Origin of the sequence: Pseudomonas sp. BN411 (assembly GCF_029871235.1) — a bacterium.
In the GTDB taxonomy this organism is placed as follows: domain Bacteria; phylum Pseudomonadota; class Gammaproteobacteria; order Pseudomonadales; family Pseudomonadaceae; genus Metapseudomonas.
The window spans coordinates 32,253-48,495 of record NZ_SSOM01000079.1 but is presented as its reverse complement, the minus strand read 5'-3'; the positions used below and the strand labels follow the sequence as shown (position 1 = coordinate 48,495).

At 64.5% G+C, this 16,243-nt stretch carries 15 protein-coding genes; 3 read left to right on the top strand and 12 right to left on the bottom strand.

The window, feature by feature from the left end; all coding sequences use genetic code 11:
- Nucleotides 1-67 precede the first annotated feature (67 nt).
- From E8F06_RS22715 to E8F06_RS22705, 3 genes are all read right to left on the bottom strand, one after another.
- Nucleotides 68-1,426 carry a DUF1329 domain-containing protein gene (locus E8F06_RS22715; RefSeq protein WP_280371266.1) on the bottom strand — a complete coding sequence of 453 codons (1,359 nt, stop codon included), beginning with the start codon at nucleotides 1,424-1,426 and terminating at the stop codon, nucleotides 68-70.
- A gap of 41 nt (nucleotides 1,427-1,467) precedes the next feature.
- Entirely contained in the window at nucleotides 1,468-3,390 is a 1,923-nt protein-coding gene (locus E8F06_RS22710) for a DUF1302 domain-containing protein (protein WP_280371263.1), read from the bottom strand.
- A gap of 132 nt (nucleotides 3,391-3,522) precedes the next feature.
- Nucleotides 3,523-4,092: an alpha/beta hydrolase gene (locus E8F06_RS22705; RefSeq protein WP_280371262.1), complete on the bottom strand. Its 570-nt coding sequence runs from the start codon at nucleotides 4,090-4,092 to the stop codon at nucleotides 3,523-3,525.
- A 375-nt stretch (nucleotides 4,093-4,467) separates the two neighbouring features.
- On the opposite strand from E8F06_RS22705, the gene E8F06_RS22700 reads away from it, so the two are divergent.
- Entirely contained in the window at nucleotides 4,468-5,472 is a 1,005-nt protein-coding gene (locus E8F06_RS22700) for an AraC family transcriptional regulator (protein ID WP_280371362.1), read from the top strand.
- Nucleotides 5,473-5,868: 396 nt separating this feature from the next.
- On the opposite strand, the gene E8F06_RS22695 is transcribed toward E8F06_RS22700, so the two are convergent.
- The 8 genes from E8F06_RS22695 to E8F06_RS22660 form a co-directional block, all read right to left on the bottom strand.
- Nucleotides 5,869-6,879, bottom strand: a complete 1,011-nt coding sequence (locus tag E8F06_RS22695) for a putative sulfate exporter family transporter (protein WP_280371260.1) — start codon at nucleotides 6,877-6,879, stop codon at nucleotides 5,869-5,871.
- Nucleotides 6,861-7,211: a Rieske 2Fe-2S domain-containing protein gene (locus E8F06_RS22690; protein WP_190833953.1), complete on the bottom strand. Its 351-nt coding sequence runs from the start codon at nucleotides 7,209-7,211 to the stop codon at nucleotides 6,861-6,863. The genes E8F06_RS22695 and E8F06_RS22690 overlap by 19 nt, the downstream gene beginning before the upstream one ends.
- Nucleotides 7,208-7,876, bottom strand: coding sequence for a DsbA family oxidoreductase (locus E8F06_RS22685; RefSeq protein ID WP_280371258.1), 669 nt, complete (start codon nucleotides 7,874-7,876; stop codon nucleotides 7,208-7,210). Before E8F06_RS22685 ends, E8F06_RS22690 begins: the two co-directional genes overlap by 4 nt.
- Complete coding sequence (locus tag E8F06_RS22680; protein WP_280371256.1) at nucleotides 7,876-9,177, bottom strand: MFS transporter; 1,302 nt, start codon at nucleotides 9,175-9,177, stop codon at nucleotides 7,876-7,878. The genes E8F06_RS22685 and E8F06_RS22680 overlap by 1 nt, the downstream gene beginning before the upstream one ends.
- 113 nt (nucleotides 9,178-9,290) lie before the next feature.
- Nucleotides 9,291-10,343, bottom strand: a complete 1,053-nt coding sequence (locus tag E8F06_RS22675) for a 3-keto-5-aminohexanoate cleavage protein (protein WP_280371254.1) — start codon at nucleotides 10,341-10,343, stop codon at nucleotides 9,291-9,293.
- Between the two features lie 69 nt (nucleotides 10,344-10,412).
- Nucleotides 10,413-11,261, bottom strand: coding sequence for a TauD/TfdA family dioxygenase (locus tag E8F06_RS22670; RefSeq protein WP_280371252.1), 849 nt, complete (start codon nucleotides 11,259-11,261; stop codon nucleotides 10,413-10,415).
- 10 nt (nucleotides 11,262-11,271) lie between these two features.
- A complete protein-coding gene (locus E8F06_RS22665) occupies nucleotides 11,272-12,252 on the bottom strand; it encodes a quinone oxidoreductase (RefSeq protein ID WP_280371250.1) in 981 nt (326 codons plus the stop codon).
- Between the two features lie 297 nt (nucleotides 12,253-12,549).
- The gene (locus E8F06_RS22660) at nucleotides 12,550-13,512 is read right to left on the bottom strand and encodes a hypothetical protein (protein ID WP_280371248.1); all 963 of its coding nucleotides are present in this window, start codon (nucleotides 13,510-13,512) and stop codon (nucleotides 12,550-12,552) included.
- 363 nt (nucleotides 13,513-13,875) lie between these two features.
- Between E8F06_RS22660 and E8F06_RS22655 the strand changes: the two genes are divergently transcribed.
- A complete protein-coding gene (locus E8F06_RS22655) occupies nucleotides 13,876-14,184 on the top strand; it encodes a hypothetical protein (RefSeq protein WP_280371247.1) in 309 nt (102 codons plus the stop codon).
- A 31-nt stretch (nucleotides 14,185-14,215) separates the two neighbouring features.
- On the opposite strand, the gene prpD is transcribed toward E8F06_RS22655, so the two are convergent.
- Nucleotides 14,216-15,700: a 2-methylcitrate dehydratase gene (gene prpD / locus E8F06_RS22650; RefSeq protein ID WP_280371245.1), complete on the bottom strand. Its 1,485-nt coding sequence runs from the start codon at nucleotides 15,698-15,700 to the stop codon at nucleotides 14,216-14,218.
- Between the two features lie 142 nt (nucleotides 15,701-15,842).
- Between prpD and E8F06_RS22645 the strand changes: the two genes are divergently transcribed.
- The gene (locus E8F06_RS22645) at nucleotides 15,843-15,986 is read left to right on the top strand and encodes a hypothetical protein (protein WP_280371243.1); all 144 of its coding nucleotides are present in this window, start codon (nucleotides 15,843-15,845) and stop codon (nucleotides 15,984-15,986) included.
- The last annotated feature ends 257 nt before the right edge of the window (nucleotides 15,987-16,243 follow it).

Here is a 16,243-nt window from a genome sequence, read left to right as displayed (position 1 = left end):
ACTGTCCTCTGAAAAAGAAAGCGGTTGCCGCTCCCCCACACTCAAAGGGAGCGGCAACCAACCTGGCTTAGCGAATGCCGGCGCCAGCCAGGGACTCTGCTGCCCACTGAGCCTTGGTCAGCGGGTCGATATAACGGATGCCGCCGTACGGGCCAACGATGCCGTTGATGTTGTAGGAGTTACCCACCAGGTCGTAGATCACGAACGGGGTGGTGTCCGGTACTTGCTTGTCGTAGCTCTGGCTGAGGAAGGCGAAGGAGCCACGGTAGATCTGCCCACGGGCGTCGTACTGGTCGGAAGCCAGAGCGACCCAGCTGTCCTCATCCAGGTAGAAGCGGCGCTTGGCGTAGATGTGACGGGCGCCGGCCTTCAGCGTGCCTTCCACAACCCAGACGCGGTGCTTCTCCCAGCGCACGTAGTCGGGTGCCAGGTGGTTGGCGGTGGTCAGGGCCTTCGGGTCCTGGGCGTAGGTCAGCTTGTAGGTGTTGTAGGGAACGATGAGTTCCTGCTTGCCAACCAGTTTCCAGTCATAGCGGTCCAGGGCGCCGTTGAAGACGAACACGTCATCGTAGGTGCCGGCACCGGCGGTACCCGGGTTCGGGGTGTCGTAAGCCAGGCTCGGCGCGAGCTTCACGCGGCGCTGGCCGGGCAGGTACTGCCAGGCGCGGCGCGGCTGCTCGACGGCGTTGGCGGCGTCCTTGAGCATGATCGCCTCGCCGGCGCGGCGGGCCGGACCCGAGTAGTACAGCTTCATCTGGTAATACACGTCGGTATTGGCGATGGGCTTGTTCAGGTCTTCGTAGATCGGGTAGTTGATGAAGGCCTGGCCGGTGGTGGCCAGGGTAGCCACGCCCGCGGCGTCAACGTTCCAGGAGTCGTACTTGGAGTTGATGGTCACACCCTGGTAACGCAGCAGGTGGTTCCACATGGCTTCGGCGCCCGACTGCGGGATCGGGAACGGTACGCCCGGCAGGACGTTTTCCAGAGCCAGGCCGTCATTGGCGGTCTTGGCGCCGGTGGCGTTCTTCACCGCGTTGTCCAGCACCGGCTGCGGCATGGCCACGGTACGGTGGGTCGGGTAGACATCAACGCGGAAGTCCGGGTAACGCTTGGCCAGTTCCACGGTAGTGGCGCTGAGCAGGTTCTTGTACTGGTCGACGTTCTTGCCGTCGATCGACATCACCGGCTTTTCGCTGGCGAAGGGATCGGGGCGCATGCTGTCGCCGGCCTTGAAGCCAGCCGGAGCGGTGGTCAGGCCACCGTCATAGGCCGGAATCGAACCATCGGCACTGGCCGCTTTCTCGGCCCCTACCAGGGTCAGGTTGTTGCCCAGCTTTGCGGCTTCGGCGGGCGAAACGGCGGCATGGACGGAACCAGCGAAGGCCACCGCGAGGGAAGCCGCCATCAGAGTTTTCACGAATTTCATCTCGTTGTTCTCCTGCTCTATTTTTTGAGCTATGCGGAATGTCAGAAGGTGGTCTTCAAAGTCAGGTACACCGCGCCACGGTCTTCCGTGGTAGCCCCGCCGCCGGAGAAGGAGGAGTAACCCCCGGCAAAGCAGGTGTAGCGCTGCGTGGCGTCCAATGCGTTAGGTGTCGAGCCGTCGGTGGCTCCGTTTTCACACTTATCGGCATCGCCGAAAGAGTCCACGTACTTCAGGTCCACGAAGTACTGGTTGTAGATGGCCGCGCCGATGCCGACCGAGTAGGTGCCGGTGTCTTCGGCGCCGCCGCCTTGGACCGGAGATACGCCGTCCAGACCAACGTTGACGGACATCGGGGTGGACAGGTCCACGCCCGGGAACACCTGGTACCAGGTGGGGGTGAAGTTCACCGCGACGCCCCAGTTGTCGCGGGTCGGCTTGTCGATGCCGCGGTAGGTGTCCTTGCCCTTGTAGAGGGCCTCGTTCTTGCTATCGAGCTTCAGCAGGTTGCTGTAGTAGAGCTCGCCCAGCAGAGACGCCGAGTCGAACAGCGGCGTGTCGCCGATGGTCATCAGGCCGTTGACGGTCCAGTGCAGCGTGTCGCCGGTGGCGCTCATGCTGTCGCCGCTGCTCGGAATATCGGTGACCACGCCGGTACCCGGAACGCGGGGCGGCAGCAGGCCGAGCCCCCCCGCCAGGCCGCCGCGGCCGGAGGCGCTGACGATGGCCGGGATGCTCGCCAGGGGCATGTTGTGGCGGACGTTCAGGTCACTGGCCACGCTGACGCCACCGACGTCCTTCGACAGGCTCAGGCCGAAGATGTCGATGTCGTCGCCATAGGCGAACTTGTAGTTGGTGGTGCTGATGGAGTTGCGCACGTTGGCGATGGGACCGCCCGCGCCGCGCGCCGTCAGCCCGGTACCATCGAGCACCGCCTGCGGCAGGATTTCCGCAGTATTGCGGTAGTAGGCGCCAAGGGTGCCGTCCAGCCACTCCGGCGACCACTTCAGCATCAGGCCCCAGTCACCGCGCTTGTCCGGGGTGATGTCGTGGCCACGGGCGATGCTGGTGAGGGTGCCGTTCGGACCCGCCAGGCCCGGACCGCCGGTGTGGCCGAGGATGAAGGACTGGGCGCCGGTGCCCACCAGGTCGGAGCTGCCGTAGTAGGTGCCGGCCTCGGGCAGGCGTGCTTCGTCCCAGTCCAGGAAGTACTGGGCGGCAACGGTCAGCTCGGGGTTGATGGTGAAGGACGCGGAAACCTGGTTACGCGGAACGAACAGTTCCTTGGCCTCGGTGCCCGGCGCGGCGGCGAGCTTGGCCAGGTCCAGGCCGGACTGGCCGTAGCTGATGCCATGCACCGGGTTCAGGATGGTCTCGCCCCAGTACACGTTGTGCTGGCCGGCCTTGACGCTGAACATCGACTCTTCGCCAACTTCAGTGCTGTAGAACACGAAGGCGTCGAGGATTTCGCCGGACGGGCCGCTGTAATAGCGCTGGGCGTAGTTGGAAAGGTGCGGACTGCCCAGAACCGCATTGTTGGTGCCGGGCTGGCCGGCAATGCGGGAGAAGGCCTCGTTGCCGTTGACGAACGGGTTCGAGTTGGAGCCGGTGTTGTCGTAGGCCTTGTCGTACCAGCTGGCGGCACTGACGCGGAAGCCCTTGTTGCCCTGGTGGATCACGTCCAGCTCAGTCAACAGGTCGACGCGGTTGGTGATGTTGGTGCCGGAACGACGGAAGTTGTAGTCGCCGTCGTTGTTGTTCGGCGTGGCCAGCATGCGCTTGTCCGCGCTCTCGGTGCGAACGCCGTAGTTGTACTTCACGGTATTGTCGAAGCGAACCGACCAGTCCGGATTCCCGGTGTTGACCTCGAAGGCCTGCACCACGGCCGGCACGCCCAATCCGGCAGCAATGGCCGAGGCGAGCAGGCACCTGCGCAAGTTGAGGTTGTGATTATTCTTGTTGTTCATGCGTTGGCTCCGCTTCTTGTTGTAGTGGCTACCGCAACCCTTTCCGTGCTCCTTGCTTTTCAGCGCGCAGCCGGTTGCTTGGCTGCGTGCCATCTCGCCGGACTCCCCGGCGGACTTCGATTGATTTGTGCTTCAGCGATCCAGCATCTGGATCAGTTCATGAGCGTAGGGCCATTCGCCGTAACCCGATGCCGGGTTGAGGTGCCCTACTTCGCCCAGTTCGACGAGACTGCTTTCCCAGTCGCTGGCCATGCGGCGTACCGCTTCCAGACTGGCGAGGTGGTCGTCGTCGCTGGCGCAAACGAGGGTTGGGAACGGCAACGGCTCGCGCGGCAACGGGGTCCAGCCATTGGCATGCAGGGACGCCGGGCTCGGATAGTTCTCGGGCCAGGTGGCGTCGAGATCCGGCGGGGTCGCCAGCAGCGCGCCTTTGATCGGCCGGCTGTAGCGGGCTGCCCAGTGCACCACCATGAGTGCGCCGGCGCTGTGGGCCACCAGGATCACCGGGCCGTCGATCTGCTCCAGCTCACGCTGGATGGCCTCGACCCGTGCCGGCAGGCTCAGCTTGTCCTGCTCCAGCGGCGGTACGCTGCGGACCTTGGGCAGTTGTTCTGCCAACAGGGTCTGCCAGTGCTCCGGCACATGGTCCCGTAGGCCCGGGACGATGAGGATGGTTGTGCTGTTTTTATCGTTGTCGTTCACGTCATTAACCTGTTGCGTCTGATGGGATCGCCATCGCGGCGGAAGGAACTTCGTGATGCAAACAGTAGAGATGCAAGGGGGTAGCCGCTTTGCATAGAACGTCAGGTGCTTCGCATTTCATGACAGCGCGATTTTGCCCCGCCTGACGGTTCGTTCGAGGGCCATGCCCGCCGTCCGTGGCCTGGGCCAAATTCCACGGATTGGCTTTACTTCCATCTGGCCGGAACAGGGAAAAATGCCGGCGTTGTCATGAAAGACAAATTCAAAGACTATCCGCGACGACAGACTCACTTCGCTTTATCTGACAAGAACAATCGGCGCATGCCTACAGGCAAGCTCCGGTACAACGACAGCGTGGCGATCAACATGACCCCAATGGTTCGCGCGGCGGCCCTTACCAACTACATGGAAGTGGCCCAACACCTCGGTCTCAACCCGCAACAGATGCTGCGCCAGGCTGGCCTCAGCCAGGCACTGATAGAAAACCCCGACCAACGCCTGCCCACCTCGGCGGCCGCTACTCTCCTGGAAGACTCCGCCCGCGCCAGCGGCTGCCTCACCTTCGGCCTGCGCATGGCCGAGTCCCGCCAGCTTTCTGACTTCGGCGCCATCAGCCTGCTGCTGTCGCACCAGCCGACACTGCGCGACGCGCTGGAGACCATCGTCCAGTACCGTCACCTGCTCAACGAATCCCTTGCGCTGTTCGTGGACGAGGTGGGCAAGACGGTGGTGCTGCGGGAAGAGATCATCACCGACCCGCCGGTGGCCGTGCGCCAGGGCATCGAGTTGGCCATCGGCGTGCTGTTCCGCATGTGCAGCGCCCTCCTCGGCTCGGGCTGGCGTCCGCTGGCTGTGAACTTCTCCCACGACGCGCCGCCCGACCTGCAACTGCATCGGCGGGTGTTCGGCTGCAAGGTGGAATTCGGTAGCGAATTCAACGGCATCGTTTGCCAGGCCGCCGACCTGGACAAGGCCAACCCCCTGGCCGACCCCGCCATGGCCCGACATGCGCGGCGCCTGGTGGAGTCCCTGCCCGGCGCTGCCCAGCAGTCGACCCTGAACGACGTGCGCAAGGCCATCTACCTGCTGCTGCCCATGGGCCGCGCCACCATTGAGCAGATCGCCCAGTCCCTCGGGATGAACGTGCGCACCCTGCAGCGGCGCCTGGAAGAAAGCGAATTGACCTTCTCCGACCTGATCAACGAGGTGCGCCGCGACCTGGTCCTGCGCTACATGGAGAATCCCCGCTATTCCCTCTCCCGCATCGCCGACCTGCTGGGCTATTCGGTACCCAGCTCCTTCACCCGCTGGTTCACCACCCAGTTCGGCACCGCTCCGGCGGCCTGGCGTCGCGATCATCAGGTGAAGGCGGAGGAGTAAGCGGCGCCGGCCGGCATTGGATGGTGGATGTGAAGGGCGACATCCTCCCTACGAAACCATGAGCGCCGTGCTCTCGTAGGGTGGATCACGCTTCACCGATCCACCATTCGGGTTCGCTGATGGCACGAATGTTGGGCTTCGCTGCGCTCAGACCAACCTACGAGAAGCCTGCGGCTTCCACCCCGAAAGAGCACCGTAGGATGGGTTGAGCTTGCGATACCCATCAGCCCGGTCCGCATGGGTCCGGTGGTCCGTTTCGCGAACGAATTCGCTCCCACAAAAAACGAAGGCAAAAAAAACCGCGCTACGAAACCCGTCCCAGGAGGCTTCGTCGCGCGGCAAAGTGCCCGCTGTGGCAGGCGTCGATGACCCCCTTACGGGAGCAGGAGTAGGGTTTCAAAACCCCCAATGCAGCATGGCCAGTACCAGGACGGCGAGGAAGGCGGTCTCCCCCACCATCAGCAGGATGGGCTTGATACCCACCGAGGCCAGGTCCTTGAGCTGGGTTTTCATGCCCAGAGCGCTGATGGCGATTACCAGGCACCAGCGCGACAGTTCATTGCCGGCCTCTTGCACCACCGGCGGAATCACACCCGTGCTGTTGATCGCAGCCAGGATCACGAAGCCCACCGCGAACCAGGGCAACAGCGGCGGCCGCTTGCTGCCCGGCTCGGCGCCGCGCATGCGAGTGATCATTGCGGCGCAGACGATCACCGGCAGCAGCATCGCCACGCGCATCAGCTTGACCACGGTGGCGCTGTCGCCGGTCTCGTGACCCATGCTGTAGCCAGCGCCGACCACCTGGGCCACGTCGTGGATGGTGCCGCCGATGAAGAACCCGGCATGCAACGGCGAGAGCCCAAGGGCCTCGGCGATCATCGGGTAGAGAATCATCGCCAGGGTGGACAGCGCCGATACGCCGATCACCGTGAACAGCGTCGCGCGTTCCTTCTGCGGATGGCTCGGCAGCGCCGCCGCCAGGGCCAGGGCCGCCGAAGCGCCACAGATGGCCGTGGCGCCACCGGTAAGCAGGCCGAACAGGCTGTTGAAGCCAAGCAGACGCGCCACTGCGACTGACACAAGGATGGTAACCACCACCAGTGCCACCACCATGGCGACTGGCTGCCAGCCGAGCGACGCGATCTGTTCCAGGGTGATGCGAATGCCCAACAGTGCCACGCCAACCCGCAATACTTCGCGGGCGGTGAACTCGATACCGGGCTTGCACGCACCGTCGGTCGCCAGGAAGTTCACTGCAAGGCCCAGCAGAAGGGCGAAGAGCATCACCGGAGCACCGTAGTGCTCGGAAAGAAAGGTGGCCGCCGCGGCGACCACGGCGCTGACGATCACACCTGGCATCAATACCCGGGTACGCGATCCCAGCGCGGTTATTGCTGTTGCAGACATACGAGTGATTCCTGCGGACGCGGCCGCGACAGATCGATGAAACAACGGCCCTGCTGCAGCTCCACCGCGTAGGTGGCGACACCAAAGCCTTTCACGCCGGCCACGCAGCCGCTGGCGAGATCGAAGCGCAGGCCGTGGGCCGGGCAATGCAGCAGGCGCCCGTCCAGGCGGCCACTGAACAGCGACGCGCCGTTGTGCGGGCAGCCTTCGTCGATGGCGTAGAGCTCGCCGTTCTGGTTGAACAGCACCAGCGACTTTTCTTCATGGCGGAACAGGCTGCGCCCGCCCACGGGCGGCACCTGCGCTGCCGGAACCTCCACCAACCGGGTCATGCGGTGCAGACCTCCGCCGCAGCACGCAGCTCCAGGGCACGTTGCAACTGGGCCAGCATCAGCCACGGCGGTTGAGCGCCGGCCAGCGACAGGCGCTGGTCGATCGCAAAAGACGGCACTGCCTGGGTAGCCGGGACGGCCTCGCTACCGACATAGGGGCGACCGTCGTCGAACAGCGCGGCTTCCAGGCGACGCGGGTCGAAACCACACTGCCTGGCCACGCTCAGCAGCAGCTCGCTGTTGCCCAGGTCTTCGCCGGACTGGAAGTAGCCGGCGAACAGGCGCTCCAGCAGGGTTTCCACCTGCCGCTCACTGCCCTGCTCCTTGGCCAGAGCCAGGAGGCGATGGGCATTAGCGGTATTGGGCATGACTTCGATACGGCGCAGGTCCACATCCACGTCGGCGTGGTAGGCGGCATCCTGCACCTGCTCCTGGCGGGCACGTACCGCGGCTTCGCTACCGAGACGCTGCACGTAGAACTCCATGAAGGGCACGCCTTGCGCCGGCAGATGGGGCAGCAGCTGCACGCCGCGCCAGCGCGTTTGCACCTGCACATCCGGGCGACTCTGCGCGAGTGTGCGCACGGCCTTCTCCAGGTTGCGTTTGCCGATCAGGCACCAGGGACAGATGAAGTCGAAAGTCATTTCGACCAACAGCGGTTTCATTAACGTTCCTCACTTGCCATCAGCGGCGAGAGCTTCTGGATGTCCTTCTGGTAGTGGCGCTTGCCGTACCAGAACACCAGGGCCGCGGCGACGCTGATCAACGGAATCAACTGGAAGGCACGATCCAGGCCGAAGAGATCGGCCAGCACGCCAGTGACATAGGGTCCGGGCGCCAGGCCAAGCAGGTTGTTGGCCAGGGTCAGGGTGGCAAAGGCAGTACCGTGGATCGAGTAGTGGGTCAGGTTGGCGACCATGGCGCCGGCCGGGCCGGAGGTGCCGGTCGCCACCAGCATGGCCATGGCGATGACCACCAGCTGCGGCACGCCTGGCGCCATGCGGAATGCCAGGGAAAGGAGCACGCAGCTGATCAGGCAGTAGGCGATGGCCAGGGCGATCTTGCGGTCCGGGGAATTGCGGCACATGCGGTCGCTGAGCATGCCGCAGAGGATCATGCCGGCACCGCCGGTGAGCACGATGATGGCCGAGACAGCGCCAGCCTGGTCGGTGCCCATGTGGTAGTAACGATTCAGGTAGCTGGGGAACCACACCATCACCGCTGCACCAACGAACAGCTGCAGGCCGCTGCCGACGTAGGCGCAGATCACCGAGCGGCTGGCGAACAGGGTTTTCAGCGGGCGGCGGCAGGGGGATTCGTCCGTCGCGCTGCGCGCCGGCAGCGGACTACCGATGCGCGACTGCTTGACGACCAGCGGATAGACCAGCGCCAGCACCAGGCCGAAGATCGCCATGCCAGCGAAGGACCAGCGCCAACCCAGGTGTTGCGCCAGGACGCCGCCCAGGGCCATGCCCAGTACCGAGCCGAACATGCCACCGGCCATGAAGGCGCCAGTGATGGTGGCGCGCATTTCGCGAGGGAATACCGACAGCACCACGGCGATGCCGACGCTGCCATAGGCTGCTTCACCCACACCCACCAGGAAGCGCGCGACGAACATGTGCTCGTAGTTTTTCGCCAGACCGCAGCCCAGGGTTGCCAGGCTCCAGAGCATGGCCATCAGTACCAGGCTCTTCACTCGGCCCCAGCGGTCTGCCAGCAGCGACAACGGGAAGGTCAGCAGCCCCACCATCAGGGCAACGATGCCGCTGAGCAGGCCAAGCTGGGAGTCGGAGAGCGTCCATTCGGACTTGAGCAGCGGGAATACCGCGTTGAGGACCTGCCGCGACATGTAGTCGGAGATCAGCAGACCGAACGTCAGGGCGAATACCACCCAGGCGTAGGTGCGGGGGACGTTCACGGCCGATTGGTCGAAATCGGCGGTGGCAGCGGAATGAAAGGCCATCGCGGTTACCTTGAATCTGTGCGTGTAGTTGTTTTTGTCACGCTAGCTGGCGGGTATGCGGTTAGCACCCCGCCGGGGCCGACCTTATGGGCCGGCCCTTCTGGCTACGCTGGTCAGGTACGCATCGGAACGTGCTTCTGACCCGGCAGGCGGTTCGGCGCCATGCCGTTCATGCGCAGGGTCTCTTCCACGTCCTTGTACTCCACGCCGATCTTGTAGATCTCGCGTGCTTCCTTGCCACTGGCGATTTCGCGGCCCAGCTCGTGGGCGATGCGCACGGTCTGCTGGATCTGCTGCACGGAGGTGAAGCGCTTGCCGTGCTGGTCGATGATGGTGTCCTCGATGCCGACGCGCGGGTGCAGGCCCATGGCGAGTGCCATGGTGTTGAACGGCAGAACGTTCTTCAGCAGGGACTCGGCAGTGAGGGTGCCGCCGTTCGGCGCACGATGGATGAAGTTGAAGAAGTTGAACGGATTGGGGCCGTCGAAGCCGCCGCCGATGCCGATCCAGGTCAGGTTCAGCGGGCCTTTGTAGACGCCCTTGCGCACCAGACGCTCAAGGGTTTCCAGGGCATGGATACCGGTGAGCTGGAAGTGCGGCTGGATGCCGTTGGCCATCAGGCGCTTGAGGTGTTCCTCGACCCAGGCCGGGCCGGCCGGCACGGTCATCTCGCTGTAGGCAGCCTGGTAGACCGGGTTTTCCAGGGAGGTGCCCTTCAGGTACTCCGGATAGAGGAGTTCCATGATGTTCATCTGGGTGGTGTTGATGGCCACGGTGACCTGGTCGGGCTTCGGAGTCAGCTCGGCCAGCATGTGGCGGGTGTCGTCGGACAGCCACTTGGCCGCCTCGCCTTCGCTCTCGGGAGCGAAGGAAATGGAGCCGCCCACCTGGATGATCATGTCCGGTACGGCTTCACGCACGCCGGCGATCAGCTCGTTGAACTTGGACAGGCGCTTGGAGCCGGTGCCATCCAGTTCACGCACGTGCAGGTGCAGGACAGTGGCGCCTGCTTCATAGCAATCAACAGCCTTCTGGACCTGCTCGTCCATGGTCACCGGAATGTCTTCCGGGAAGTCAGCCGGCATCCACTCGGGGCCATAGGGCGCCACGGTGATGACCACCTTTTCCATGTTTTCCGGGTGCAAGGAATCGTCGAGGAATTGCATGGGGATCTCCTGTTTAAGTTCTTGTTCAGAGGTCCCGGCCGGGTATCACCTGGCCGGGCGGGCAGGTGGTCAGAACGTCTTGTCACCGATGATCCCGGCGCGTTCCATCTTGCGGACGCAGGGCGGGTAATCCATGACGGCGTAGTGCTGGGTGGAGCGGTTGTCCCAGATCGCCACGCTGTTCTTCTTCCAGCGCCAGCGCACCTGGTACTCCGGGATGTACGCCTGGCTGACCAGATAGCGCAGCAGGTCACTGCCGCCCATGCTGTAGTCCTGGCCGTAGCGCACGTGCTCGGGGGTATGGAAGTTGGTGAAGTGGGTGGCAAAGGCGTTGACGAAGAGGATCTTCTCGCCGGTTTCCGGGTGGGTGCGCACCACCGGATGCTCGGCGTCCGGATACATGGCCTTGAGCGCCAGGCGTTTCTCGACGGGCATGGCCGCGCCGAAGCTCGCCTCGATGCTGTGGCGGGCACGCAGGCCCTCGATGCGCTCTTTCACGTCTTGCGGCAGCTTCTCGTAGGCCAGCGCCATGTTCGCCCACATGGTGTCGCCGCCCACTGGCGGGCACTCCACGCAGCGCAGCACGCAACCCATGGGCGGTGCATCGCGCCAGGTGGCGTCGGTGTGCCAGGCGTTCTCGTAGCGGTCGTTGGGCTGGTCCGGGTCCTTGTAGATGCGCACCAGGCCCGGATGCTCCGGGTCACTGCCGGCCACCGGGTGGTCTTCCAGCTCGCCAAAGCGGCGGGCGAAGGCCACGTGCTCGGCACGGCTGATCTTCTGGTCACGCAGGAACAGCACCTTGTGCTTGAGCAGCAGCGCCTTGATCTCGGCGAACAGGCCCTCGTCCCGGGCGGCATCGCCCAGGTTCACACCGCTGATTTCGGCGCCGATGGCGCAAGTGAGTTGCTCTACATTCATGACCAGCGCCTCAGATGACGAAGATGGACGAACCAGTGGTCTTGCGCGATTCCAGGTCGCGGTGAGCCTGAACGGCATCTTCCAGCGCGTAGTGCTGGTTGATGTCGATGCGAATGCGGCCGTTGCCGACGTGGTCGAACAGTTCGCCCACCAGATCCGCCTTCTCCGCCGGATCGGCGATGTAGTCGGCCAGGGCCGGACGGGTGATGAACAGCGAGCCCTTCATCGCCAGCAGTACCGGATCGAAAGCTGGGATCGGGCCGGACGCGGTGCCGACGCAGACCATCAGGCCACGACGCTTGAGCGAGTCCAGGGAAGCCATGAAGGTGTTCTTGCCGACGCTGTCGAACACCACGTCGACGCCGCGACCGCCGGTCAGCTCGCGCACGCGCTTGGCGATGTCTTCTTCGCTGTAGTTGATGACGTGGTCACAGCCGTGGGCACGGGCGACTTCGGCCTTGCCTTCGGTGGACACGGTGCCGATCACGTTCAGGCCGAGCAGCTTGGCCCACTGCGAAACGATCAGGCCGACGCCGCCAGCGGCAGCGTGCAGGAGGATGCTGTCGCCTTCCTTGAAGTCATAGATGCGGCGCATCAGGTAGGCGGAGGTGAGGCCGCGCATGGTCATGGCCGCAGCGGTCTCGAAGGAGATGGTGCCGGGCAGCTTGATCAGCGGCGCAGCGGGCACCAGGCGCTCGGTGCTGTAGGCGCCGAGGGTGTTGAGGAAGCCGGTGTAGGTCACGCGGTCGCCCAGGGCGACGTTGTTCACGCCCTCGCCCACTGCCACTACGACGCCGGAGGCCTCGACGCCGATGCCATTGGGCAGCGGGATCGGATAGGTACCGTTGCGGAAGTAGGTATCGGCGTAGTTGAGACCTACGGCGACGTGACGAACACGCACCTCACCGGGTCCCGGATCACCAACCTCGACCTCTTCATAGCGAAGTACTTCCGGTCCCCCGGCTTCATAAAAGCGAACAGCTTTGGCCATGCCTGTCTCCAATCTGGATTCTTGTAGTCGGGTCACGGACCCATGGATTGGACTCTAGGCATCCCCCTTTTCGGGTGCTTCACATCGCACGACAGCAACTTCTCATTTCATGACAGCCCCCTGGCCGGGCGCCCCAACGGCGCGCCGGCCAGCCGTTTTGCCGCTTAATGGCGCAGCAGGAAAGCCTCCACCGCGTCGAGGAAATCCCCGTGGAGTTCGATGTTAGAAGGGGGTACGACGGGCAGCATCCGCAGCGCCGATCCGGCGTCGATTGGCGAGCGCGGCGGCGCTGTTCGGCTAGTCGTCGGGCAAGGGCACCACACGAGGCAGGGGCTCGAACTGGATCGGCAGGGTCTCCGTCCGCCTCAGGCTGCCCTCGACCGTTCCGGACAGATGGATCACACCGGCCATCACACCCGTCTCCGGATTGCGCATCAGCTCCAGCCACTCTTCGTCGAAGGCCTGGTTGAGGCTCTTGCGCAAGGTCGCCTCACGGTCATGCCGCCCCTCCTCGTGGAGCATGGCGCTGATACCGGTGAAGCCGAGGGACAGCACCGGCCCAGCCACGCGCCCCATGAAGCTGGTGACGACACTGGCGGCACCGCTGGTGGCCAGTTCCGTTTCCAGTTGATCGCTGGTCTCGCGAGTGATGGTGGACAGCCCGTCGTCCGTGGCCCAGGCGCCAGCGCCGCCCGGTGCATTACGTATCCGGTCCATGAGCGATGCGTAGGCCGGCAACTCTTCCAGCGGCTCGGCCTTGAGAACCTGGAACAGCGAGGCCCTCTGCCCCGGCGGCGGTAGCTCGATGGCCGGAATCTTCTGCAAATGCTGGGCGAACTGGTCGCTGGGCACGCCGAAACGCTGAGGGATCACCTGCAGGCGCTCATCCAGCTGCTGGATATAAGTCCGGGTGGCCTGCTCCATGATGTCGTCCGGATCGAGCTGTCGGGAAACCGGCTTGAGCACCTGGTCGTCATATTCTTCCTGCAGGTAAGTGGCCAGCCGATTCACGGTTTCCTCGCGCTTGCCGTCGGAACTCAGGCGGTACCAACCCACCTTCATGCTCAACCACTTGCGGGTCCAGAAGCTGGAGAACCAGGGAATGAATTCACTTTCGGTGCGCTGGTAGACCAGATCCATCCAGCGTTCCATGGAGTCCTGGGCGTAGGTCCTGGCCTGGCCGGTGGCGGCCAGGGAGGCGGCGGCGATATCCCGGTCCACCTGCTGCCAGGTGCTCTGCGAGACAACGACGGGTGCCACGGGAGGCGCCGGCTTCGAAGCACAGCCGCCCAGCGTCAACGCGAGGGAGACGAGCATTATGAACAGGAGCCGGACCGGTACCTCCCCAAGCCAGCCAAGCAGCTGTTCTTCCCGGACTCCGGGAGAACTTTCTGCAGCGTTCATAGGGCTTCTTCCACCCCCGGGGCCTTTCGGCCGGGGTTCCTTGAGTATAGGGACCACCCCACCCCACCGCCCCTCGATCGGACGTACTGCACTTCTGAGCAAAAACGTCCGTCGCGCTGTCTGATCAGTCGCCAGGACGAGCACCGCGTAAACGCGTGTGGCGCCGGCCAACCCCAGCCGTATCGGAATCGAGGTAGTGAAATGAAAACAGGCCCGTCAGTGGGTGTGTTTCTTCTGGTTGCAGTCCTTGCCGGCATCGTGCAGAGCGCACACGCCGAGCACAGGTGGGACAGGGACGATGCCAGGGTCGAGCAGTATCGCGACGGCCCTTGCCGGGTGAAGGAAATCACCGATTACGGCTACTACCGCAAAGTCGTCCGCTGCCCCAATGGGCGCGGCAAGACGTGGCGCCGGGGCGACTGGCACCGCGACTACCGCGACGGCCCTTGTCGCATACGCATCGATGCCTCTCGCGAGGTCTTCGACAAGGAAAAGGTCTGCCGCACGCGGGACCACTACCGCGACTGATCACGCTGGGGCCGGCCATGCCGGCCCCGCTTCAGAGCACGAACAACTCCACGAACCGGTCCACCGGCGTTGCCTCCAGGGCCGCCTGGTCCTTGCACAGGGCGAGGATCTGCGCGCAGCGCTGCGGCGCGAAACGGGTCGCCAGGCTGGTCCTGAACTTCTCTTCCAGCAGCGGCATGCCTTCGGCGCGCCGGCGCCGGTGGCCGATGGGGTATTCCACTTCCACTTTCTCGGTACTCCGGCCGTCCTTGTAGAACACCTGCACGGCATTGGCGATGGAGCGTTTGTCAGGTTCCAGGTATTCGCGGCTGTAGCGCGGGTCCTCCACCACCTCCATGCGTTCTCGCAGGCGGTCGATGATCGGATGTGACTGGTGGAAGCCGTCCTCGTAATGCTCGGCCTGCAGGTCGCCGAAGGCCAGGGCCACTGCCGTCATGTACTGGAGGCAGTGGTCGCGGTCGGCGGCGTTGGCCAGCAGCCCCTCCTTGGCAATGATGCGGATGGCCGATTCCTGGGTGGTGATGACGATGCGATCGATTTCGGTAATGCGGTTGCGCACCAGCGGATGCAGGCGCACTGCCGCCTCGCAGGCCGTCTGGCCATGGAACTCCGCGGGGAAGCTGACCTTGAACAGGATGTTTTCCATCACATAGCTGCCGAACTCCTGGGGCAGACGGAAATGCACCTGCTCTGGCGCCTTGGTCGCCAGATCCTTGTTGGTGTGGCTGAACAGCACGTCGTAGAACCCCCACTGGGGCGCACTCAGCACGCCGGGAACGCCCATCTCGCCGCGCAGGGCGATCTCTGCCAGGCGCACGCCGCGACTGGTGGCATCCCCCGCCGCCCAGGACTTGCGCGAACCGGCATTGGGCGCGTGGCGATAGGTGCGCAGGGCCTGGCCATCTACCAGGGCGTGGGAGATGGCCGAGAGCAACTGGTCGCGGCTCGCCCCCAGCAACCAGGCGCACACGGCGGTGGACGCCAGCTTGACCAGCACCACGTGGTCCAGGCCGACGCGGTTGAAGGAGTTCTCCAGGGCCATCACGCCCTGTATCTCGTGGGCCTTGATCATGGCCTCCAGCACCAGGCGCATGGTCAGCGGTGCCTCGCCTCGGGCCAGGCGGCGCTGGGAAAGGTGGTCGGCCACAGCGAGGATGCCCCCCAAGTTATCGGAGGGGTGCGCCCATTCGGCGGCCAGCCAGGTGTCGTTGAAGTCCAGCCAGCGGATCATCGCGCCCAGGTCCCAGGCGGCCTTCACCGGGTCCATCCGGTAAGACGTACCCGGCACCCGCGAGCCCTGGGGCACCAGGGTGCCGTCCACCAGCGGGCCGAGCAGTTTGGTGCATTCGGGGAAGCGCAGGGCCAGCATTGCGCAGCCGAGACTGTCCATCAGGCAATTGCGCGCGGTATCCAGCGCCTCAGTGGAAGTCGTGCGATCGCCGAGCACATAGTCGGCGATGGCCTGGATCACCGGATCGTACGGAGGGCGCTGGTTCAGGTCTACGTTGCTGCTCATGGCCGTGCCTCTCGATTGCCGAGTGGACTGAGCCTAGCAAACACCATCAGCCAGGCGGCCGGGACCGAAAGCGACCGACGGCCAAGGCGTCGCGCGCGCTGCTGTGCTGGGCTTGGATAAGGTCACAGCCGGAGGGCCCGCCATGAACTCAGATCCCAACGTCCGCACCCCCGCCCCCAGGCCGCCGGGGCCCAGCCAACCGCCGGAGCAAGTGCCGGTGGCGGACGTGAAACGCATCAGCGACAAGGCGCCGAGCAAGGACAAGAAGCCGGATGATTGGGAGTGATCTGCCCTCCCCCCTGCCAACCCTGCACGGGCGAATTGATTCGCCAGGGGACTCCCAGCACAGCTCAACCGCCCTCACCCCAGCCCTCTCCCGCAAGCGGGAGAGGGGGCGGTCCGTGCCGCCAATCAGCCCTGCCGCAACCCTGTGGGGGCGAATTCATTCGCCAAGCGGACCGCAGGTTCGCCCAAGGGACTCCCAGCACAGCCCAACCACCCTCACCCCAACCCTCTCCCGCAAGCGGGAGAGGGTGCTGTCCG

Coding starts and splice junctions, on each gene's coding strand:
- E8F06_RS22715 (WP_280371266.1), bottom strand. CDS start 1,426: ATGAAATTCGTGAAAACTCTGATGGCGGCTTCCCTCGCGGTGGCCTTC.
- E8F06_RS22710 (WP_280371263.1), bottom strand. CDS start 3,390: ATGAACAACAAGAATAATCACAACCTCAACTTGCGCAGGTGCCTGCTC.
- E8F06_RS22700 (WP_280371362.1), top strand. CDS start 4,468: ATGGTTCGCGCGGCGGCCCTTACCAACTACATGGAAGTGGCCCAACAC.
- E8F06_RS22695 (WP_280371260.1), bottom strand. CDS start 6,879: ATGTCTGCAACAGCAATAACCGCGCTGGGATCGCGTACCCGGGTATTG.
- E8F06_RS22690 (WP_190833953.1), bottom strand. CDS start 7,211: ATGACCCGGTTGGTGGAGGTTCCGGCAGCGCAGGTGCCGCCCGTGGGC.
- E8F06_RS22685 (WP_280371258.1), bottom strand. CDS start 7,876: ATGAAACCGCTGTTGGTCGAAATGACTTTCGACTTCATCTGTCCCTGG.
- E8F06_RS22680 (WP_280371256.1), bottom strand. CDS start 9,177: ATGGCCTTTCATTCCGCTGCCACCGCCGATTTCGACCAATCGGCCGTG.
- E8F06_RS22675 (WP_280371254.1), bottom strand. CDS start 10,343: ATGCAATTCCTCGACGATTCCTTGCACCCGGAAAACATGGAAAAGGTG.
- E8F06_RS22670 (WP_280371252.1), bottom strand. CDS start 11,261: ATGAATGTAGAGCAACTCACTTGCGCCATCGGCGCCGAAATCAGCGGT.
- E8F06_RS22665 (WP_280371250.1), bottom strand. CDS start 12,252: ATGGCCAAAGCTGTTCGCTTTTATGAAGCCGGGGGACCGGAAGTACTT.
- prpD (WP_280371245.1), bottom strand. CDS start 15,700: ATGAGCAGCAACGTAGACCTGAACCAGCGCCCTCCGTACGATCCGGTG.
- E8F06_RS22645 (WP_280371243.1), top strand. CDS start 15,843: ATGAACTCAGATCCCAACGTCCGCACCCCCGCCCCCAGGCCGCCGGGG.